Source organism: Labrenzia sp. PO1 (genome assembly GCF_012273635.1).
Taxonomy (GTDB): domain Bacteria; phylum Pseudomonadota; class Alphaproteobacteria; order Rhizobiales; family Stappiaceae; genus Roseibium; species Roseibium algicola.
Map to the genome: position 1 here is coordinate 732,178 of NZ_JAAXCR010000002.1, position 20,500 is coordinate 752,677.

Genomic DNA, 20,500 nt, shown 5'->3' on the forward strand with positions numbered 1-20,500 from the left:
GATCGGTCCAATTGTGGTGCTCCCGAGCTAGTCCTTTCAGGAAGATGTGCCATGCACTGGCGGACTTGCCAAGCCGGATTGGACATGGCATAAGCGCGCCATCATCAAGAGAAGGGCTGGCGCCCTCGCCAACCTGCCATTCCGGGCAAGGTGGTTTCCGCAACAGGGATGCGGCTGGTCAGACCCTCAACCGAGGCTTTCCGGCAACTAAGCGGTTAATTTGCATGCGCCAGTCCTCCTCGGGCAACCGATGGAGGATTTTTTGTCTCAGGACCCTTTTGCCGGACGTGCGGCAGATCTGATCGAGAACCATGTGGCGGCGAGCTCCAAGCTTGCCGGAACGGATATCTGGTGCCAGGCCGCTGAAGACTGCGTGCTGGCGCGGATCAAATCCCTGCGCATCCTGGGTGGCCTACCGCGGCACAAGGCGCCGCTCAGCCAGACCGCCCGCACCGAGCGTTTGAAAACACTGCTTCAACTGTGGGCGAACGGCTGCACCTGCGCTGTCGATGAAGACCTCTTTGCCGATATTCTCAACCGGCACGGACCCGTCAGGCACTGACGGGGCGTGCCCCCGTGTGGTGCACAACGTCTGCACTCTGCCAATTTCTTTGATACAGGCGTGCTGCAACAACTCGCCCCTTCCTGAGCAAGGTCGAAGGCCTGTCTCGAAGGATGGGCCGCTTGCTCATCAGTATACCACCCATCCTTCGAGACAGCGCTGACGCGCTTCCTCAGGATGAGGTTTTTTATGAGGTTTTTTTGGGAACCAAGCCGGATGAGATCGCGGCGCTCAGTCCCTCTTGGGGACCGGGCGCGGCTTGCCGCCGTCATCGACGGCCACCATGGTGAAGACCGCTTCGGTCACCTTTTCACGATGGCCGTAGCGATGGCGCAGGGCCCAGGATTCAAGCTTGATTTCCATCGACGAGTTGCCGACACGAAGGACTTCTGCATAAACGCACAGCACGTCGCCCACATGGACAGGCCGGATGAATTTCATCTTGTCGACCGCGATGGTCACGACACGTCCCTCGGCCCGTTGACCGGCTGCGATACCGCCTGCCAGGTCCATCTGCGACAACACCCAGCCCCCGAAAATATCTCCCGAGGCATTGGTATCGGCAGGCATTGCCATGGTGCGCAATGTCAGATCGCCTGTCGGCTTTTCGTCGTACACGCCTGAGCCCCTCCGCTGATTCTCGCAAGAAGACTAGGTCATCACCTGCAAGAATAGAAGTGGTTGATCGGAGGGCCTCAGAAGGAACTGCGGATCAAGTCCAGCGTCAAAGGACAAACAACAGGATTGCCATGATCCACAACGGCATGGGGGCAGCGACCCAGATCAGCAGGATCGGCAGGCCGCGATGCAGAAGGTTGGAGGTATTCATTTCGGTTGCTTTCTAGCTGAAGGCCTGGATTTCAAGGACTGTCATCGCCGAAAGGGCGACGATGCCGGTGATGAAGGCCAGTTTCGCGCTGCCGATGAGTGTGCGGCCGGCGACATCCAGTTTCGGCAGCGGCATGCCGCGCGAATCCAGATACATGGACAGAAGCATCAGCGAAAAGACGGTGAACCAGACGAACACCAGCACTTCCGCTATCAGGACAATCGTTACCAGCATGATCCGCTCCATTCAGAGGGTTGCGATGTCAGTTCGGCAGGCGGATTGGCTCCGGGGGTTCCGAAAGTGGCCAGCCACAGGCTCTGCGCGATGCGTTCGGCAATGGCCACAATCTCGTCTGCAAGGTCCGGTACGAACAATTCACGGATCACGGGCCGGAAGACACCGAGCCATTCGCCATAATCCGTGCTTACCAGCTCCTTCTGCTTCAGGTGAGCCGGCACGGGTTTGCCCTTGTAGGCGCCGTTCTTCATCAGGACGGATTGCCAGAAGGCTTCCATTTTCGGCAGGTGCTCTTCCCAACGGCCAGCCAGACGGCGTTCGAAGATGCCTCCGAGCCGTGGATGCTGGCGAATGCAGCCATAGAAGGTATGCACCATCACATGGATCGCCTGTTCATCGACCTTCTCGTAACGACGGAGCCGGTCGCCCTGGTCCGGCGTTTCGCGTCTCTTCAGCTTGTATCTGTTGGTACTGGAGTTAGGGGCTTCCATAGCCGCCTCCATAACATTCATTTAATATGCATCTTTTAAATGGCACAACAACCCGCTAAAATCAACATATAAGATGAATGTTTAAAGAGACCCAGCCATGCGCCTCAGTCAGGCCAGCGATTTTGCCTTGAGAATTCTGATGGCGACCGGCCAATCCGACGACCCGCAGACCGTCGACAAGCTTTCGCGGCAGCTTGGCCTTGCCAAATCACATGTCATGAAAATCGTCGCTCATCTCGCCAAAGGTGGCTATCTGGAGACGACGCGCGGGCGTGGCGGCGGGATACGGCTGGCGAAAACACCGGACATGATCCGCCTGGGGGATGTGGTACGGCTGATCGAGCCGGACCTTGGCGTCGTCGCCTGCCTGAAGCCCGAGCCCACAGTCTGCGCCTTCCTGCCCCGGTGTGCGCTGAAAGGCGCAATGGCGCGAGCCTCGGAAGCCTTTCTGGAAAGCCTCAATACCGAAACGCTGGCATCCATTCTGGCCGGAACACAGATGGCATTGCCGGTCGAAACCAGCGCCTGAGGCAACCCCGGCTGCAACGAGGCAGACGGGGACCATCCGTTTCGATCCTGGTTTTCCTAGAGCGTCGAAGCCTTTTCCAGGAAGTCCATCTGCTCCAGGCAGTAGTAGCCGGAAATCCGGCTGATGGTGCCTGCCCTCTTCCAGTCGTTGAGGACGCGGCTGACGTTTTCGCGCGCGGCACCTGCCATGTTGGCGATATCTGCCTGGCTGAGCTTGTAGTGGATCAGCAACCGGCCATCGTCGAGCGGCTTGCCGAAGGTTTCCGCCAACTGCAGCAGGGTCTGGGCGACCCTTCCCGGCAAGGGCAGGAACGAGCGTGCCGCCAGCACATCATTGGCATGGCGCAGACGCTTGCCGACGATTGACAGCATATGCCGGTAGACGGCCGGGTTCTCATCGGCAAACCTTTGGAAGGCGGCCTTGTCGATGAAGGCAAGCTGGGCTTCCTTCAGGGAGATGACCGTTGCAGACCGCGGACGGCCATCAAGCAGGGCCAGTTCGCCGACAAGATCGCCAGGGCCGAGCACTGCAAGCAGTTGCTCGTCGCCTTCAACGGACAGAAGCGATACCTTGAGCGAGCCCTCCAGAACCGCGTAACAGCCGTTTCCGGGATCGCCATTTTCGAAGAGAATGGTGCCAGCCGATATTTTCATCGGCCTTGCAAGGCGCGACAGGCCGACAGCCAGTTCCGGGTCAAGCCCTTCAAGCGAAAAGCTATTTTTTAAAAAATCCTTGATTTCAGCCACACCTTACCCCTGCCAAAAGCGCTGCTGCCCGCGAAATTACAAGATCAAACGCCATCTTGTGATGCCCATCACGTGCATTCCAGCAAAATAACCCTATATCTAAGGACATGGAAGCGGGGCCGCCCCTCCCCTCTTCCGGACCTCCACGAAAAACGGCCCTGTACCCCGCAGGGCCGTTTTTTCGTTTCACCACTTCGTCATGCCCACTGGCCAATCCGAATTCGCAAGTCCGAACCAAACCTCGCAAAAGCCTGACTGCCAGCACCTTAAGCGAAAGTTCGGCGTCAGTTCAGAAAAACGTCCTTCTTCTCCAGCGTCTGAAAGAACCTCTGGCTGGACAGAACCTCAAACTGGCATTCGCGTATTGCAATCTTCCGGCGCGGCTCGTCGCGCCGCAGGCGATCGTCCGAACGGCCGGGAATAGCAGCCACGAAACTGAGATCGCTCATGCCGTCAAAATGGTTATGCAAAAGAGCGTGCAGCACTTCCTGATCCTCGGTCTCCGGCAAGGGATCCGCCTTGGGAAGCAGCTTCAGGCCGTGCGCCTTGGCAAGCCGTGCCAGGCGGACAGCCTTGAGACCTGATTGCACCGGCGAAATCAGCAGTGGCGGTTCGGGATAATCGGCATGCTCGATCGCCTTCAGAACGATCCGCGCAAGGGACGTGCGCTCCAACAGACCTTCACGCACCGCCACGAAATCCGGCTGACGTTTCATCAACACGCTGTAGCGGGCAAGCTGAGCCTGGGCTTCCTCCTGCAGAAGCTGGTCCGGCAAAAGCCGCAGCAAGGCACGGCGCTGCAGTTGTTCGCGCGTGAACATCCGGTCGCCATAGATTTCCTGCATGCGGGCGCTGACAGGCGAAACACGATCACCGCTGAAGGCCAAGGTCACCCCGAAGAGTGCCCGTTTGCCGACCTTCTCCGCGGTTTCCTGCAACGGACGGAATTCGCGTGGCCACAGCTCGGTGGCAACCATGGCTCCAAGAGCGCTCAGGCGCCCCCGTTCCACAAGTTCACGCAATGCGCGATCGACCCCGAAGGCAAGGCCGTAGTCCAACGCTCCAAGTGTAATTCGCTTCATGAAATTCCGCAGGCGGACCGGACAATGTGAATATTAAGCCACATCCCTGCGTCATTCAGCCAAGCAAATCAAGTCGGATGTTGGGTGGAGCCGACATCTCCTGCCGGTTCAATTTGGGTCGACCGGCTCGAACACCGGGCCGATACGCCCCTCAACCTTGTAGACGACAAGCTTTTCCAGCGGCACATCTTTAACCTTGCGCGTCAGCTCGGCAACTTCCTCGACGTTGGCAAAGGACTGCCGCAGGTCGCCTTCCCGGTTCCGGCGCTTTTCAGCAACATAGAGCCCCGGCCCGTCGAACAGCGACATGTCAGGCGCAGGCTGCATGACATAGCGGATACGCTCGGTCAGCTGGAACACCGGCAGGTCGTCTTTCATCAGGAAATCGAGCTGGCCATTGAGGCCGTAGCTGGTCGTTGCCACGAAGCCGGCCCCCTCCCTTTCTGCCAGTTCCTTCACTTCCTGTCCGATCTCCGGCCAACCGCGTAACTGGAAGGTCGGGTCCTTGCGGGCAAAGGTACCCGTCAGCGGCCAGACTGCGTGCAATTGCACCACGACGGCAACTGCAAGACCAAGGACGACACCGGCTTGCGCCAGACGCTGCCACAGGGCTGGGCTGGCAGGCCGGCTGGTGACAAAGACCGCAGCCATCATGGCAAAAGCGGGAAAAAGCGGTGCCGGCCAATTGGCCTGCACGCGCGAATGCAAGGAGTGATACCCGAGATAGAGCAGGAACGGCAAAACGGTCAGGAGAAGGAGAGACGCCGCGTTTTCCCGCGCCCGAAGCCCCTTGAAAAGCCTGGCGGCACCAGCAAACGCCAAAACAGCGATCAGCGGGTTCATCAGCCCGACCAGCGCGCCCAGGAACTCTGGAATATATCTTGCCGTGTAACCGCCGGTGCCAGCCCGGCCGAACTGCTTGTAGAAGCTGACCCATTCGTGGACGTGGTTCCAGTAAAGCACCGGCGAAAAGCAGAGCAGCGCGATCAGTCCACCGGTCCAGAGTTGCCAGCAGCGCCACCAGCGGCGGGCATCCGGCACCCAGATCAGCCACAGGACGATGCCCGCGCCCAGAAACAGAACCGAATATTTGGCAACCAGGCCGCAACCGGCCATCAGCCCCACCACGAACCACCAGTTGGCGTTTCTGGACGTTGACAGTTCTGTCAGCGCCCACAGGCTGAGGCCCCAGAACAGCACTGACGGAGCGTCGGGCGTTGCCAGAATGCCGCCGATGCCCACCAGCAGGCTGGCGTTGAGGAACAGGACGGACCAGGCCGCGGCAGTGCGTCCGAACAAAAGGGAGGCTGTGCGCCACAGGGCCAGGGAACCGATCACGCCTGAGGCGATGACAAGGGCGCGAACCGCGAAGACCGTGTCACCGAACAGTGCCTGACCGATACCGATCCACCAGCCGATCATCGGCGGATGGTCGTAATAGCTGAGCGCCGGCGAAAGCCCCCAGAGGCGGTAATAGGCTTCGTCCTCGACAAAATGCGAGTGGCTGGCGGCAAAGATTTTCAACGCCGTCAACAGGCCGACAATCAGGATCAGGCCTGCGGGCCGCAGGTAGAAAGGCAAGGATCCGGTATGAGCTTCAGCGGTCACAACGGGCCTTTACGACTTGCGCCAGGTCAGGGCGGAGCTGGCCGCGTAGTTCCAGACAGCCCCCATGATCGCCCCCGCCGTACCGGCGAACCACCAGTAGGATGGATCGGCGTAGATCAGGTTGGCGACACCGACGTTGGCCAGCACGCCGACCGAACAGACAGCGTAGAAGGTCAGGAGGCCGACCAGCGCCCTGATGCCGTTCAAGCGGCGGTCGCGATAGGTCAGCTGGTTGTTGAGAAAGAAGTTCGAAGTCATTGCGACGAAGGACGCCGCCGTCTGGGCGAGGTTGAATTCCATGTCGCTCAGCAGGAACACGCGCAGCGCCGCCAGATGGACGAAGAGGCCGCTTGCCCCCACAAGGCCGAACATCAGGAAACGGACCGAAACGATGTTGCCGAAATATTTCGCGAGCAGCAGACCGAAATAGTCGAGCGTGACCAGCGTATCCAGCTTGCTTTCGCCGTGCTGGCGCTCGCGGAAGGTGAACGGCAGTTCCTTGATCTTCAAGGTACCCCCCGCACTTGAGACCAGGTCGAGCAGGATCTTGAAGCCCTGGGGCGAGAGTTTCGGTGCGAGAGCTTCAGCCTTGTCCCGGCGGATCATGAAGAACCCGCTCATCGGATCCTTGAGGGTGACGTTCAGCAGCTTCTGAGCGAGGCCGTTGGCGAGATTGGAGCCCCAGGCGCGAAAGGACGACAGGCCTTCGCCAATGGTGCCGCCATCGACCTTGCGGCTGGCGACGACCAGGTCTGTCTCGTCTGCCTTCAGGGCGGCCAGCATCTTCGGCAGCATGGTCTCGTCGTGCTGCAGGTCCGCATCCATGACGGCGACAAAGGGGGCGGAGGACGCCAAGATGCCCTCAATACAGGCCCCCGACAGGCCCCGGCGGCCAATACGGCGGATGACCCGGACGCGCGCATCGGTCCGGGCAATCTCGCGGGCAACCTCGGTGGTTCCATCGGGCGAATTGTCGTCAACGACGATCGCTTCCCAGGCGATCCCGGCGAGCGCCTCGTCCAGGAGGCCGATCAGGATTGGAATGTTCGCAGCTTCGTTGAAACTCGGCAGGATGACACTGAGTTCAGCGGCCTTCGGCCCTTTCAGAGCCTCGGCCCCAACTTCGCCGGCATTCCCGTCCGCCATGCGCACCGCACTGTCCATACTGAGCCCTGTCCGCCGGTCCCGTGCCTTCCTTGCAGCACCGGGACGGCCCTTTTCACCCGATCCGCGCGGACCATAGCCCGGCAGAGATTAAATACAAGAAAAGACAATGGATGCCCGCACTGCCCGGCCGATTTACCGGCCCAATGTGCTTCACCTGTCTTTCGCAGCTGCACTTCCACTGTTCCTGAAGCGCCCTTTTACCGCGAACTGTGATGCAAACAAGGCACGGACTGCAGAATTGCTTCCCTGTCGCTGGTCCCGCACGACATTCATTGGTTCGCGGCCAGAACCACCAGCTTTCTTCCAACTCCTATCGAACGAACTGGCAGGATGTTGCACCGCCTTGCCCTTGCGCCTTGTTTCGTCTACGACAGCCGCAACATCAGACAGCCGGATGCGAGAGGTTTCCTTGGGCGCGTCCGGCCGGGAACTCGCCAGGATTCAAGACCTTTATGGCCAAAAAACCGAACAAGCTGAAAGCCCGCCTGCCGCGCGGCTTCGTTGACCGCTCTGCCGAGGACATCCGCGCCACCGACGAGATGCTGGCGAAGATCCGCGCTGTCTATGAGCGTTACGGTTTCGATCCCGTCGAAACCCCTGCCTTTGAATATACCGATTGCCTCGGCAAGTTCCTGCCAGACACCGACCGGCCCAATGCCGGCGTCTTTTCCGTACAGGACGAAGACGAGCAGTGGATGAGCCTGCGCTACGACCTGACCGCACCGCTGGCCCGCCATGTTTCGGAAAACATCAACGAGATCCAGCTGCCCTATCGCACCTACCGTGCCGGCTGGGTGTTCCGGAACGAAAAGCCCGGGCCGGGCCGCTTCCGCCAGTTCATGCAGTTTGACGCCGACACCGTCGGCGCACCCGGTGTCCAGGCGGATGCCGAAATGTGCATGATGATGTCCGACACGATGGAAGCGCTCGGCATCGCGCGCGGGCAGTATGTGATCCGCGTCAACAACCGAAAGGTCCTGGACGGCGTGCTGGAAAGCATCGGCCTTGGCGGTGAAGAGCACGAAGAACGCCGGCTGACGGTTCTGCGAGCGATCGACAAGCTCGACAAGTTCGGGATTGAAGGCGTTCGTCTGCTGCTGGGCGACGGACGCAAGGACGAGAGCGGCGACTTCACCAAGGGTGCGGAACTAGACCCGGCTGCCATCGACAGCATCGTTGCCTTCGTCTCGGGAACGGGCACGCTTGAGAACGAAGGCATCACCGAGCTCAACACCATGGCGGAAATCTTCTCGGCCTGTGGTTATGGCGAAGACCGGATCAAGATCGACCCGTCCGTCGTCCGCGGTCTGGAATATTACACCGGTACGGTGTTCGAAGCCGAACTCCTGTTCGACGTGACCAACGAAAAGGGCGAAGTGGTCCAGTTCGGTTCTGTCGGCGGCGGCGGCCGTTATGACGGGCTGGTCAAACGCTTCACTGGCCGCGACGTGCCAGCGACCGGCTTTTCCATCGGCGTTTCGCGCCTTATGACGGCGCTGAAGAACCTCGGCAAACTCGGCACGTCCGACGTTGTCGCGCCGGTGCTGGTCACCGTGATGGACGGCGACGTTGCCGCGCTCGGACGCTACCAGAAGATGGTACAGGACCTGCGCGAGGCCGGTATCCGCGCAGAGATGTACCAGGGCAACTGGAAGAAGTTCGGCAACCAGCTGAAATATGCCGACCGGCGTAACTGCCCGATCGCCATCATCCAGGGTTCTGACGAGCGGGAAGCCGGTGAAATCCAGGTCAAGGACCTGATCGAGGGCAAGCGGCTTTCCGAAGAGATAACCGACAACATTACCTGGCGTGAAAGCCGTCCGGCGCAGGTCACCGTCAAGGAGACGGAACTCCTTGCGACCGTGCGCGGCATCCTGGACGGGCAGGCGGAAGACCGCCAGCGCCAGAACGAGGGCTGATCATGAGTGGGGCGGCACAGGTGACCGGACTGGCTCCGGAGAAGATCGAGAAGGTTCTTGGCCTCTTCAAGGCCGCGGGCCATGACGAGGTCAGCCCGCCGATCCTGCAACCGGCGGACGTCTTTCTGGATCTCACCGGCGAGGACATCCGACGCCGGCTCTATCTGACCAGCGGTACCGACGGGCTGGACCTGTGCCTGCGCCCTGACTTCACCATTCCGGTTTGCCGTCATCATCTGGCGCAGGACGCCGTCAAGCTTCCGGCCGCCTATTGCTACAACGGCCCGGTGTTCCGCCAGCGACCGGACGGCCTGGGCGAAATCCCGCAGCTCGGCGCGGAAAGCCTCGGCCGTACGGACACGGCCGAAGCGGATGCGGACCTGCTTGCGCTTTCCGTCAAGGCCCTGGAGGAATTCGGCCTGTCGGACATCGTCATCCGAATTGGCGACGAGACCCTGTTTGCCGCCGTGCTGGAAGGGCTTGACCTGCCGACCGTCTGGCGCCGCCGGCTACGTGATCTCTTTGGCGAGACCAACCGTCTGACCGCTGCGATCACCCGCATGGCCGGAGCCTCTTCCTCCGACGATGACAGCCGCGACGTCCGCCTCGGTTTCCTGTCTGCGCTGGAAGGGGCTGATCCGGAGGCTGCCCATGCGGTCGTCGAGGATCTTCTGTCGATTGCCGGAATTTCCGCCGTGGGCGGACGCACGCCCAGCGAAATCGCAGACAGGTTCCTGGAACAGGCCGCCCTTGCCAGCGGTGCCCGCGGCCATGACAAGGCGGCGGAAACACTTTCCGCCTATCTGGCCCTGAAGGCGGATGGCGCCAGCGCCGCCGGAATGCTGCGCGATTTCTCCCGCGATTTCAGCCTTGGCCTGGATACGCCCATCGCCGCCTTCGAACAGCGCCTTGCGGCCCTTGAAGCCAAGGGCATCGATCCCGCCCGGCTGACATTCGCAGCCGAGTTCGGCCGGCGTCTTGATTATTATTCCGGCTTTGTCTTCGAGATCCATGCAGTCAATCCACCCGTGGAAGGACCGCTGGTCGGCGGCGGGCGCTACGACAAGCTGGTCACCCTTCTTGGGGCCGAAGACGACGTACCGGCCATCGGCTTTTCCATGTGGCTCGACCGGATTGCAGCGAGTGTTAGGTCATGAGCAAACTGATTATCGCCATTCCCTCCAAGGGCCGTCTGCAGGAAAACACGCACGAGTTCTTCGGCCGCGCAGGCCTGAAGGTGGTGCAGCCCGGCGGCGCGCGGAACTATCGCGGCGCCATCAAGGGTCTGCCGAACGTCGAGATCGCGTTCCTGTCGGCTTCCGAAATCGCGCGGGAACTTTCCGACGGCACGGTCCATTTCGGGATTACGGGTCTGGATCTGGTGCATGAAAACATCGCCAACCCGGAAAGCACCGTTCACATCGTCACGCCGCTTGGCTTTGGCCCGGCGGATGTGGTGGTTGCCGTGCCGAAAGCCTGGATCGACGTTGAAACGATGGCGGATCTTTCCGATGTCGCTTCCGATTTCCGCAATCGCCATGGCCGCCGTCTTCGCGTTGCCACCAAATACGTCAATCTCACGCGCTCGTTCTTCGCCGGTCACGGCATTGCCGACTACCGCATCGTGGAAAGCGCGGGGGCGACCGAAGGCGCACCGGCAGCCGGATCCGCTGAACTCATCGTGGACATCACCACGACCGGCTCGACGCTGCAGGCCAACAACCTGAAAATCCTTTCAGATGGTGTGATGCTGAAAAGCCAGGCCAATCTGGTAGCCTCCCTCAACGCCGACTGGTCCGCCACCGCCCTTGGCGCTGCCCGGGCGATCCTCGACCGCGTGGCCGCAGAAGAAGCAGCGCGCAACGTCAAGCTGGTCAAGGCCGTGGTTGCCGACCGCACACAGGCCCTTCGATCTGTCAGCAAGGTTGGCGCTCTTCAGCGTTTTTCCGAAGTCGATGACCTGCACCACGTCAGCGTCTTGTGCCCCAGGGACGCGGTTGCCGACTGTGCCCAGCTGTTGATCGAAGAAGGCGCGGAAACGGTTACCGTCGAAACGCTCGACTATGTGTTCTCCAAGGAAAACCGCCTGTTTTCGCCGCTGAAGGCGAAGGTGAACGGGTAAACACACAGCAGCGTTTCCGAGCCGCGTGACATGATTGCGGAGGTTGCTTGCGGACGTTGTTTTTTCGGCTTCGCCGAATACCCCCTTCCCTAACCCTTCCCCACAAGGGGGAAGGGAATCCAGCCGAGTAACTCGTCAGGACCCAGTCACCTTCAGCGCCTCACAGGACGCTTGAATGCCGTGCGTGCCTCTTCAACGCTTTCCCGGCAGCAGCAGCCTTCCAGGTGGTCGTTGACCATGCCCATGGATTGCATGAAGGCATAGACGGTGGTCGGGCCGACAAAGCTCCAGCCGCGTTTCTTGAGATCCTTGGAGAGTTCGGTGCTTTCGGCCGTCTTGCCCAGGGTCTTTGCCGTGGCGAAGTCCAGCTTCTCAGGCCGGTTTTCCGGTTTCGGCTCGAATGACCAGAAGTATGCGGCAAGCGTGCCGAACTCCTGCCTCAGCTCCAGTGCCCGCCGGGCGTTGTTGATGGTGGATTCGATCTTGCGGCGGTGACGGACGATGCCGCTGTCCTGAAGACAGCGTTCGACATCTGCCTCGGTAAACTCTGCCACCCGTTCAAATTCGAAATTGGCGAAAGCTGCCCGGAAAGCCTCGCGCTTGCGCAGGATGGTCAGCCAGGACAGACCCGACTGAAATCCTTCCAGGCAGATTTTCTCAAAAAGACGCCTGTCCTCGTCAACCGGCCAGCCCCACTCCGTATCGTGATAGCGCTGGTAGTCCTCCAGACCGCCATGCCACCAGCAGCGGTTCCTGTCGTCCTCGCCCAGCAGCAGACCTGTTACCGGATCGCGTTCCGCTTTTGCCGTTTCCGCCGGTTTCTGCTCTGCCATACGCCACCTTGATATTCACTGTTTGTTCCTACCTTGGTACCCTCCCCGATACCTGGAAGCAACCCGAAATGCGAGCCGGCTTCAAAAACAAAAAACCCGGCCAGGCCGGCCGGGTTTCGAATTTTAAAGGCCAGAGACCTTTCTCAGGCGAACAGGGCGTCGATATCGTCCTGGGTCGCCACATCGATGTCGCTTTCCAGTGCGGGACCGTTGAGAAGGGCAGCGTCGCCTTCCTTCAGTTCGCGCTGCTCGACTTCGATATCCTTGAAGGTTTCGATGCCGCCCCAGATATCCATCATCTGCATGATGCGGTCTTCGACGAACCGCAGCGTCGATACCACCTTGGTGATGCGCTGGCCGGTCAGATCCTGGAAGTTACAGGCTTCGAAGATCTGGATGACCTTGTCCTGAATGTCGTTTGCAAGTTCAGCGTCTTCCTTGCCAAGTCGCGCGGACAGCGTGTTGGCGGTCTCGTCGATGAACTCGGCAGACGCCAGGATCGTTTCGGTCGCCCCTTCCGTTCCGATCACCACGGCGTCAAGCTCGTTGGTGACCCGGGTCATCTCCTCGCCCTTGGAACCAGTGGTGTGATGCAGCGTCGCGATCTCGCGCTTTGTCTGGGCGATTGCCTCGTAGATGGCGTCGAGTTCAACCTTCAGCTTGGCGGCCTCGGACAGTTCCTTGCGGAATTCGGCCATGAACTTTGCGCTCATGGCTTCCGGATCAAGCGGTGCCTGTTGGTCCGGTCCGCTTTTCAGCATGGATTTGAGGCTGGCGATCTCTGCCAGGACTTCCTGGTGACGACGTTCTTCGGCATAGGCGGGGTTCTCGTTTGCCCCGGAATTCATGCGTATCAAGCTTTCCGCTCGAAAGGATCTTTTCACCGCGGCCATGCCTACTCCCGTTCCCCGCCCCTGCAGGCTTTCTTAAATCGCAATACCGACCCTTATAGCGCGGGAAGTTTAAAGAATTGTTTTTTCAATGCTTGGCGCGCCTTACGGCATAATTTGGTGTTTGGTAACGGTTTCTTGGCTTTCCTCGCGGCGGCGCTTTGGTTATCCTCGCGCAGATTGACAACGAACTGCTGCGCGCATGATCAGGCATGACCCTCAGGCCAATGTGGCTGCAAACGGTGCTTTGACCTAGATGAATTTCCTGCGCATCCTTTTGACCTGCCTGCTCTTTCTTACGGCCTCGATCACGCTGAGTTCCCCTTCGGGCGCAAACGATTCCTTTTCAACGGAAGAGCTGCTGGAAGGGTTCGAGAAGACCGTATTCGGGCTGGAGTACCGCAGCTGGAGCTGGCGTCCCTATCTGGTCAAGAAGTTCACCACCCCGGTCCTGTTCTACGTCCATAACCTGTCCGCGCGCGACAGGACACAGACGGTCCATCGCTTCATAAAGGAAATCGACAACCGCATTGGCGGATTGACGACCGGCGTTACGAACGATCCGGCCAAGGCGAATTTCGAGATCTATGTGGTCGACCGGGCTCAGTATGAACCGGTGGTGAAAAAGGACATCTACAAGAACGAACATGCCCGGGTTCCAGGCAGATGCCTTGTTCGTGTCGTTTCCGGCCGCAAGGGCATCAAGCGCTCGGCGGCAGTCATCGTTTCCGACGAAGGCGAATTTCTTTTCAAGCGTTGTCTTGTCGAGGAACTTCTGCAGGGGCTGGGGCCGATGAACGACGACGAGCAACTCACCCATTCGGTGTTTAACGATTCCTCGCGCCACAGCCGCTTTACGGTGTTCGACCAGATCATTTTGAACATGCTTTACGATCCGCGTATCAAACCGGGCATGTCGATGCAGCAGACCCGGCCGATCCTGCCGCTGGTGGCGCGCGATGCCAGAAGGCGCGTGCGTTAACCAAGGAATCGCGGAAAGCTTTGTCTTTTCAAACCACCTTCAAAGGTTAATCCGGCGACGACCGAAGCGCCTAGGATTTCATTAAGCCTGTTCCTCAACCAACAACTAACCATAAGAAAAGATTACCTGATTTCCGTGCGCCGGATTCATCTTTGCAACAGCCTGAGCTGCTTATCATCCTTGCCAATCCGTTAACCGGCGGCTGTAAAAGGCCGCTGAACGTGGTCGATGACAAGTTGATGAGTACTGCCATGTTGCTGCTGCGAAATATGTTTCCCAAGGCTATCGCGTTTGCCGGTGTCCTGGTTCTTTCCACCGGCCTTTCCGGCACTCCGGCAACCGCGGGCCAGGTCTCGCCACCGCCGCTCGTGCTCAGCCCGAACCTGACAGAACCCTGGATGCTGCAACTGCAGCCCCAGGTCCAGCGGCGTTCGACGGCGCAGCGCTACCAGTTCAAGCAGCAACGTGTGCAACGGCCACGTGTCCAGCAGCAACAGCCGCAGGTGCGCCGCGCCAACTGGTGGTCTCCCCGCCAGCAGCCGGTCCGTCAGCAGCCGCAACGCCAGGCACGAGCCCCGCAGTCGCGGCAGATTGCACCGCAGTTCCTGCCGACCATCGTGAACTATGACGGCCCGCACAAGGCCGGTACGATCGTGATCGATACCAACGAACGCTTCCTCTATCTAGTTCAGAGCGACGGCACCGCGCGGCGCTATGGTGTCGGCGTCGGCAAGCCCGGTTTCGAATGGGCCGGCACCCACAAGGTCACCCGCAAGGCGGAGTGGCCGGACTGGCGTCCGCCGGCGGAAATGCGCAAGCGTCGTCCCGACCTGCCGACCTTCATGGCCGGCGGACCGGACAACCCGCTCGGCGCACGCGCCATGTATCTCGGGTCCACCCTTTACCGCATCCACGGCTCCAACCAGCCCTGGACCATCGGCCACGCGGTCTCCTCCGGCTGCATCCGCATGCGCAACGAAGACGTCATGGATCTCTACGAACGGGTCAAGGTCGGCACCACGGTGCACGTGATCTGACGAAGTTTTCCGCTTTCCGGCAAACGGAACACAGACGCGCGGCTCTGCCGCGCGTTTTTGTTGCCGGCACCTGCTTTTCTTTGCAGTCTGACGTGACGACAGGTCGAATCGCCGGCCTGGAGCAGTCTCCCTAAAGTCTCTTTCAGGACCGCGGCATGAAAGCCCCCCACATCTCCTTTTCGGTTCGATCGGATGCCGCCTATTTTCTCAAGGCGACGCTGGTCGGCATTCTGGTTGGCGGTCTGGCAACCGGATTTCACACCGGACTCGATTTCCTTTTCTCCCGTTATGCGGCACTGCGGCTGGCTCTTGGCCCGGGATACATGCCTTATGTCGTATCCATGGCCATTTCGGCAGCCTGCGTCACGGGAGCCTTTCTGCTCATCAGGCGGGTTGCCCCGGAAGCGGCAGGCAGCGGGATCCAGGAAATCGAAGGGGCCATGGAAGACAAGCGCCCGCTGCATTGGCCGCGCGTCCTGTTCGCCAAGTTTTTCGGCGGTCTGCTGGCGCTTGGGTCAGGGCTTGTGCTCGGCCGAGAAGGCCCCACCATCCACATGGGTGCGATGACCGCCGAGGCCCTGTCGCGGTCGCAGGATCTTTCGCCCGATGATCACAAGGGTCTGCTGGCGGCCGGCGCAGCCGCGGGACTGGCCGCCGCTTTCAATGCCCCCCTGGCCGCGATCCTGTTCATTGTCGAGGAAACCCGCCGACAGTTTCCCTTCGGCTATCGCACCTACATGGCCGTCATCATCGCATCGATCCTGAGTGCGGCCATCACCGAACAGCTGACCCATATCGGCCCGCCCCTGCAGGTGGATGTCGGCTATGTTCCGGTCTGGAGCTTCGCGCTGCTGGCGGTTCTGGGGGTTTTCCTCGGTGCGCTTGGCGTTTTCTTCAACCGGGCGCTGATCACGGTCATGGATCTCTTCCTGAAGATCCCCTCCGGTTTGCGCTGGGTTCCGGCGCTTGTCATCGGTGCGGTAACAGGCCTGCTGCTCAACGCGCTTCCCGCGGCGACCGGCGGCGGCGAAGAACTGGTCCACAACCTCATTCTGTCGAACTATGGCGTGATCACGTTGCTGGTGCTCACGCTCCTGCGCTTCGGCGGGGTGCTGTTTTCCTACGCGTCCGGTGTTCCCGGCGGCATCTTTGCGCCGATGCTGTCCATCGCGACCTGTGCCGGCCTCGCCTTCGGTGTCGCGTCGGCCGAATTCCTGCCGGTGGAAGACGATTTCCGCAGCGCCTGTGCCGTTGCCGCCATGGGCGGCTTCTTCGCAGCGTCTGTGCGCGCACCACTTGTCGGTGTTGTGCTGGTCATGGAACTGACCGGCGCCTATTCGCTGATCATGCCGGTATTGATCACCTGTACGACAGCATCACTGACGGCACACCACATGGGTGGTCGACCCATCTACGAGGAATTGCTGGAACGCACGCTGCGGCTGGCCGGACAGCCTGTGGACGGCCCTCCGGACGGAGACAAGACACCGGTTCAGCTGGGCACACGGGAGAGCTGACGGGCTGAAAACAAGCCCGCGAGCCACTTGTCACGCTGTCCGGCTATTCCGCTGCCTGGCGCTGCTGAAGTACCGGCGTCAAGCTGTCAGGCTGAGGGCCGCCATAGACCCAGTCGAGCAGTTCCGCCGTGTGCAGGATCGGAATTTCCGTGCCAAGACCGATTTGCGTCATGCAACCGATGTTGCCGGTTGCGATCACGTCCGGCCGGGTCTTTTCGATATTGGCAACCTTGCGGTCGCGCAGACGGCGCGCAATCTCCGGCTGGAGAATGTTGTAGGTGCCGGCAGAGCCGCAACAAAGGTGGCCTTCGGGAACGTCTTTGACCGCAAAGCCGGCAGCCTTCAGGAGATCCTTCGGCTGCCGGGTGATCTTCTGGCCGTGCTGCATGGAACAGGCGGAGTGATAGGCAACCGTCAGGCCGGGCTTCATCGCCGGCTCACCGAGATCGACACCGGTCAGGAACTCGGTCACGTCCTTCGCAAGGGCTGACACCCGCGCCGCCTTTTCGGCATAGGCCGGATCGTCCTTCAGCATGAAGCCGTAGTCCTTGATTGTGGTGCCGCAACCGGATGCCGTGATCAGGACGGCATCCAGCCCTTCGCCCTCGGCTTCCTTCATCCAGACATCGACGTTGCGACGGGCGTTTTCCAGCGACGCTTCTTCCTTGCCCATGTGATGAACAAGCGCGCCGCAGCAGACTTCCCCCTTCGGCATCACGATCTCGTACCCGGCCCTGCGCAAGAGCCGGATGGTCGCATCGTTGATGCCGGGGTTGAGCACAGGCTGGGCGCAGCCGCTGAGGAGTGCAACACGCCCCTTGCGTTTGGGGCTTTCGGCCGCAAAGACCCCCGGTCCTTCCAGCTGGCCGCGGCCCGGCGCCTTTGCCGGGGCCAGTTCCAGCATGGCGCCCATCCGGGCAAGCGGGCCGCCCATCATCTTCAGCAGCCCGGCGAAGGGTCGGCCGAAATAGGCGCCGATCAGCGCCAGCCGGAACCGTTTCGGATAGGGCAAGACAAACGCAAGGACCGAGCGCATCAGGCGGTCGGCAAACGGTCGCTTGTAGGTCTTCTCGATGTGGATGCGTGCGTGATCGACCAGATGCATGTAGTGCACGCCGGACGGACAGGTGGTCATGCAGGCAAGGCAGGACAGGCATCTGTCGATATGCTTGACGATGGTTTTGTCTGCTGGACGGTCGTTTTCCAGCATGTCCTTGATCAGGTAAATCCGGCCTCGAGGGCTGTCGAGCTCATCTCCAAGCAGTGTGAAGGTCGGACACGTGGCCGTACAGAAACCGCAGTGCACGCATTTGCGCAGGATCTTCTCCGACGCTGCAACGTGACTGTCCTTGAGCTGCTCTGCGGTGAAATTTGTCTGCATTGCTCCCCGTATCCCTCAATGACCCGTCGTTGCGGGTTTCTCCTTCCGAGCGAGGCGGATCGTACGGTCAGAAGGAAAGCGGCACAAGGCACCTTTGTGGCACAACGGTTTTGCCGGCACGGACTTTCTGCCTCACCACCTCCCCCTTCCCTGAACGGACAGATGGAACATGAACCCGGGATAAACAGTGCACTCAGAACCGGTTCAACCGGGTCTGCCTAAGTTCCGAAGCGTGGGCGAAAGAAATGCCAACCAAGGAATTGATTTGATGATTAAGACGATTTCAAAAACTGCCGTTCTGACCGCTGTTCTCGCCAGTGTCGCAACCGGAGCCATGGCCAAGGACTGGATCGAGAAAGTGGAAGTCAAGCGCGACGGCATCGACGTCATTCCCGTCGAAGTGAAGGCCAACGCCTACAATTACACCAAGATCAAGTCCGGCAATCACCGGTTCCTGCTGCGCCTGTCGGCAAAGGCGACGAATGGCGAGCGGATTGTTGCCATGAAGGTCGGTTCCTTCAAGAACGTGCTTTACTTCGAAGGGGACGGCAACCTTTGGAGCAAGAGCTTCCAGAACCGCGACGTCGGCGCGGGCACGAAGCGTTCGGTTTCCATTTCCTACACGCCGGTTATCCCGATGGCCAAGGTCAAGTGGCAGGGATGGGATCCGGTTCAGGCCTGCTCGCTCAACCTGGACAAGGTTCTTAAGAGCGGCATGAAGAAGTCGGTCGCGCTCAGCAAGACCTGGACGGTGTCGGCCAAGGCCTATTTCGAGCTGGACGCTGTGGCCGCGAAGAAGAACAAGGCCGAAAAGAACAAGTGGTCGTTCAAGAACACCACGCATCAGCGCGATGGTTATGGTTACGACGTGACGGTGAAGTGCCTGCCGGCGCAGTGACATTCGCCGCACCGGCAGCCTGGTAAAGGTTCATGGCCCGTGCCGCGCCTTGCGGACGGGCCTTGCCCTCTTGTCAGAACATCCAGGTTTCCGGGTTGGGCACAGGCTCGTTACGGCCTGCAAGCTGAAGCCCCTTGATGCAGCGGACGATCATCCAGATCAGTACGGCAATCAGCATCAGGAAGCCGATCAGGATCAGGGTCAAAAGACCACTGACGATGCCGAACAGCAGCCCGATCCAGAAAGTGCGGATCTGATAGGTGTAGTGACTATCAACCCAGGCCGAGCCCTTGCCCCGATTGAGATAGGCAAAGATGACGCCGACAATGGCGGTGAACGGCACGATGATATTTGCCAGATAAAGAATATAGATGAGCGTGGCGTTCTTGCCGCCTGGCTCCATGTAGCCTGAAACGTCGGACTGTTGATCCATGAAGGCACTCCGTTGGAAATGCGTGTGACAATTATGGCCTCACACTACACACCACTGACCATTTTTCCAGGATTTAGAATGCCTTTCGGGTCGAACTGTTCCTTCAGGCGGCGAGACAGTGCCGCGAGCGGAGCAGGCTGCGGGTGAAACACCGGCACATTGGACCGCTGGGACGCATCGGCCCGCACAAGTGTTGCGTGACCGCCGCCGACGGCATCGACCGCAGCCCTGATTTCCGCCTCATGCAGGCTGCCATCCAGACACGACAGCCAGACAAGGCCGCCGCTCCAGTCGTAATAGGCCTGAAGCTCAAACGCCTCCCTCAGGCTGGAAACCAGTTGCGGCCCTGCGGTCGGGGCAACGGAAAGCCGCCAGACCGGGGTTTCACCACCCGCATAGGGTTTGACATCCCGGATCGTCTGCCAGAGAGCGCCTGTTTCCGATGCCTCCAGTCGCGACGGCGTGCCATAGGTGCCAAGCAGTGCCTGCAGGGTCTTGAAGCGGTAATCCACCGAGGTGGAGAACCCTTCCAGGCGCAATACGGTTGAGCTGCTGCCGCCGTTCACCCCCGCAGGCAAATGGGCCGCGCCGGACACTTCCGCCGACGATCCCATGGCCTGGCACAATGCCTTGATGCCATCGTCGTCATCGAGCCCGGAAAGCACGAATGTTGCAGAGGTCTCCGGCTTGGGATTGACCTTCAGCGTCACGGTCGTTGCAACGGCAAGCGTGCCATATGCGCCGCACAGAGCCCGCGGCAGGTCATATCCGGTGACGTTCTTGACCACCTTGCCGCCGGAATTGAAGATCTCGCCGCGTCCGGACACCGCCTCCATGCCCAGCACGTGATCGCGAGCAGCCCCGGCCTTGATCCGGCGGGGTCCGGAGAGATTGGCTGCAAGCACGCCGCCGATTGTCCCCTGTGCCGGCGTGACGCCCAGGAGCGGGCCGAAGTCCATCGGCTCGAACGAAAGCTCCTGACCATTGTCGTCGACCAGCTTTTCCACTTCGGCAATTGGCGTACCCGCCTTGACCGTCAGCACCAGTTCCGCAGGTTCATAGCTCTCGACCCCGGTCAAACCCGACAGGTCCAGCACATGAGCGGCCTGCACAGGGCGTCCGAGCGTCCGCTTCGAGCCCTGACCGATGATTTCCAGCGGCTGGTCTTCGGCAGCGGCCCAGGCCACCACCTTTTCCACGTCGCTGGTGTTTCGCGGTTTCATTGTCGCGTCCATGC

General features: G+C 60.4%; 21 protein-coding genes and 1 riboswitch. Of the genes, 9 read left to right on the top strand and 12 right to left on the bottom strand.

What is annotated here, in order from left to right; all coding sequences use genetic code 11:
- Positions 1 to 96 precede the first annotated feature (96 nt).
- A riboswitch (SAM-I-IV-variant riboswitch) is annotated at positions 97 to 221 on the top strand.
- 41 nt (positions 222 to 262) lie between these two features.
- Positions 263 to 562 carry a hypothetical protein gene (locus HCG46_RS11265; protein WP_139314296.1) on the top strand — a complete coding sequence of 100 codons (300 nt, stop codon included), beginning with the start codon at positions 263 to 265 and terminating at the stop codon, positions 560 to 562.
- 231 nt (positions 563 to 793) lie between these two features.
- On the opposite strand, the gene HCG46_RS11270 is transcribed toward HCG46_RS11265, so the two are convergent.
- From HCG46_RS11270 to HCG46_RS11280, 3 genes are all read right to left on the bottom strand, one after another.
- Positions 794 to 1,138, bottom strand: a complete 345-nt coding sequence (locus HCG46_RS11270; RefSeq protein WP_051990218.1) for an acyl-CoA thioesterase — start codon at positions 1,136 to 1,138, stop codon at positions 794 to 796.
- Positions 1,139 to 1,403: 265 nt separating this feature from the next.
- Positions 1,404 to 1,625 (bottom strand): hypothetical protein, encoded by a 222-nt coding sequence (locus HCG46_RS11275; protein WP_031269763.1) that lies wholly within the window; start codon positions 1,623 to 1,625, stop codon positions 1,404 to 1,406.
- Positions 1,616 to 2,119, bottom strand: coding sequence for a group III truncated hemoglobin (locus tag HCG46_RS11280; RefSeq protein WP_208984417.1), 504 nt, complete (start codon positions 2,117 to 2,119; stop codon positions 1,616 to 1,618). The genes HCG46_RS11275 and HCG46_RS11280 overlap by 10 nt, the downstream gene beginning before the upstream one ends.
- 97 nt (positions 2,120 to 2,216) lie before the next feature.
- Between HCG46_RS11280 and HCG46_RS11285 the strand changes: the two genes are divergently transcribed.
- Positions 2,217 to 2,648 (top strand): Rrf2 family transcriptional regulator, encoded by a 432-nt coding sequence (locus HCG46_RS11285; RefSeq protein ID WP_075284384.1) that lies wholly within the window; start codon positions 2,217 to 2,219, stop codon positions 2,646 to 2,648.
- 56 nt (positions 2,649 to 2,704) lie between these two features.
- Here HCG46_RS11285 and HCG46_RS11290 read toward each other — a convergent pair whose 3' ends face one another.
- The 4 genes from HCG46_RS11290 to HCG46_RS11305 form a co-directional block, all read right to left on the bottom strand.
- The gene (locus HCG46_RS11290; protein ID WP_023002086.1) at positions 2,705 to 3,394 is read right to left on the bottom strand and encodes a Crp/Fnr family transcriptional regulator; all 690 of its coding nucleotides are present in this window, start codon (positions 3,392 to 3,394) and stop codon (positions 2,705 to 2,707) included.
- Positions 3,395 to 3,678: 284 nt separating this feature from the next.
- Positions 3,679 to 4,476, bottom strand: coding sequence for a ChbG/HpnK family deacetylase (locus HCG46_RS11295; protein ID WP_168686257.1), 798 nt, complete (start codon positions 4,474 to 4,476; stop codon positions 3,679 to 3,681).
- Positions 4,477 to 4,584: 108 nt separating this feature from the next.
- The gene (locus tag HCG46_RS11300) at positions 4,585 to 6,084 is read right to left on the bottom strand and encodes a glycosyltransferase family 39 protein (protein ID WP_168686259.1); all 1,500 of its coding nucleotides are present in this window, start codon (positions 6,082 to 6,084) and stop codon (positions 4,585 to 4,587) included.
- A 9-nt stretch (positions 6,085 to 6,093) separates the two neighbouring features.
- Positions 6,094 to 7,230, bottom strand: coding sequence for a glycosyltransferase family 2 protein (locus HCG46_RS11305; protein ID WP_168686674.1), 1,137 nt, complete (start codon positions 7,228 to 7,230; stop codon positions 6,094 to 6,096).
- Positions 7,231 to 7,703: 473 nt separating this feature from the next.
- Between HCG46_RS11305 and hisS the strand changes: the two genes are divergently transcribed.
- From hisS to hisG, 3 genes are read left to right on the top strand one after another with little or no spacing between them, the layout of a single operon-like run.
- The gene (hisS, locus tag HCG46_RS11310) at positions 7,704 to 9,170 is read left to right on the top strand and encodes a histidine--tRNA ligase (protein ID WP_152508370.1); all 1,467 of its coding nucleotides are present in this window, start codon (positions 7,704 to 7,706) and stop codon (positions 9,168 to 9,170) included.
- Positions 9,171 to 9,172: 2 nt separating this feature from the next.
- Positions 9,173 to 10,327, top strand: a complete 1,155-nt coding sequence (locus HCG46_RS11315) for an ATP phosphoribosyltransferase regulatory subunit (RefSeq protein ID WP_168686262.1) — start codon at positions 9,173 to 9,175, stop codon at positions 10,325 to 10,327.
- On the top strand, positions 10,324 to 11,292 hold the full coding sequence (gene hisG / locus HCG46_RS11320; protein ID WP_055657728.1) for an ATP phosphoribosyltransferase: 969 nt from the start codon (positions 10,324 to 10,326) through the stop codon (positions 11,290 to 11,292). Before HCG46_RS11315 ends, hisG begins: the two co-directional genes overlap by 4 nt.
- Positions 11,293 to 11,444: 152 nt before the next feature.
- Here hisG and HCG46_RS11325 read toward each other — a convergent pair whose 3' ends face one another.
- Both HCG46_RS11325 and HCG46_RS11330 read right to left on the bottom strand, forming a co-directional pair.
- Complete coding sequence (locus HCG46_RS11325) at positions 11,445 to 12,125, bottom strand: DNA-3-methyladenine glycosylase I (protein WP_205838471.1); 681 nt, start codon at positions 12,123 to 12,125, stop codon at positions 11,445 to 11,447.
- A gap of 143 nt (positions 12,126 to 12,268) precedes the next feature.
- Entirely contained in the window at positions 12,269 to 12,973 is a 705-nt protein-coding gene (locus tag HCG46_RS11330; protein ID WP_208993393.1) for a protein phosphatase CheZ, read from the bottom strand.
- 298 nt (positions 12,974 to 13,271) lie between these two features.
- Between HCG46_RS11330 and HCG46_RS11335 the strand changes: the two genes are divergently transcribed.
- From HCG46_RS11335 to clcA, 3 genes are all read left to right on the top strand, one after another.
- Positions 13,272 to 13,997, top strand: coding sequence for a DUF2927 domain-containing protein (locus HCG46_RS11335; protein WP_168686263.1), 726 nt, complete (start codon positions 13,272 to 13,274; stop codon positions 13,995 to 13,997).
- A 239-nt stretch (positions 13,998 to 14,236) separates the two neighbouring features.
- Positions 14,237 to 15,034, top strand: a complete 798-nt coding sequence (locus HCG46_RS11340) for a L,D-transpeptidase (RefSeq protein ID WP_286185318.1) — start codon at positions 14,237 to 14,239, stop codon at positions 15,032 to 15,034.
- 155 nt (positions 15,035 to 15,189) lie between these two features.
- Positions 15,190 to 16,551, top strand: coding sequence for a H(+)/Cl(-) exchange transporter ClcA (gene clcA, locus HCG46_RS11345; RefSeq protein WP_023002097.1), 1,362 nt, complete (start codon positions 15,190 to 15,192; stop codon positions 16,549 to 16,551).
- A gap of 43 nt (positions 16,552 to 16,594) precedes the next feature.
- Here clcA and glcF read toward each other — a convergent pair whose 3' ends face one another.
- A complete protein-coding gene (gene glcF / locus HCG46_RS11350; protein WP_168686267.1) occupies positions 16,595 to 17,932 on the bottom strand; it encodes a glycolate oxidase subunit GlcF in 1,338 nt (445 codons plus the stop codon).
- Positions 17,933 to 18,200: 268 nt separating this feature from the next.
- Here glcF and HCG46_RS11355 point away from each other — a divergent pair, with 268 nt between their 5' ends.
- Positions 18,201 to 18,830 (top strand): hypothetical protein, encoded by a 630-nt coding sequence (locus HCG46_RS11355; protein WP_023002099.1) that lies wholly within the window; start codon positions 18,201 to 18,203, stop codon positions 18,828 to 18,830.
- A 73-nt stretch (positions 18,831 to 18,903) separates the two neighbouring features.
- On the opposite strand, the gene HCG46_RS11360 is transcribed toward HCG46_RS11355, so the two are convergent.
- The gene (locus tag HCG46_RS11360; protein WP_023002100.1) at positions 18,904 to 19,263 is read right to left on the bottom strand and encodes a DUF4870 domain-containing protein; all 360 of its coding nucleotides are present in this window, start codon (positions 19,261 to 19,263) and stop codon (positions 18,904 to 18,906) included.
- 44 nt (positions 19,264 to 19,307) lie between these two features.
- Complete coding sequence (glcE, locus tag HCG46_RS11365; RefSeq protein WP_209009446.1) at positions 19,308 to 20,486, bottom strand: glycolate oxidase subunit GlcE; 1,179 nt, start codon at positions 20,484 to 20,486, stop codon at positions 19,308 to 19,310.
- Between the last annotated feature and the right edge of the window lie 14 nt (positions 20,487 to 20,500).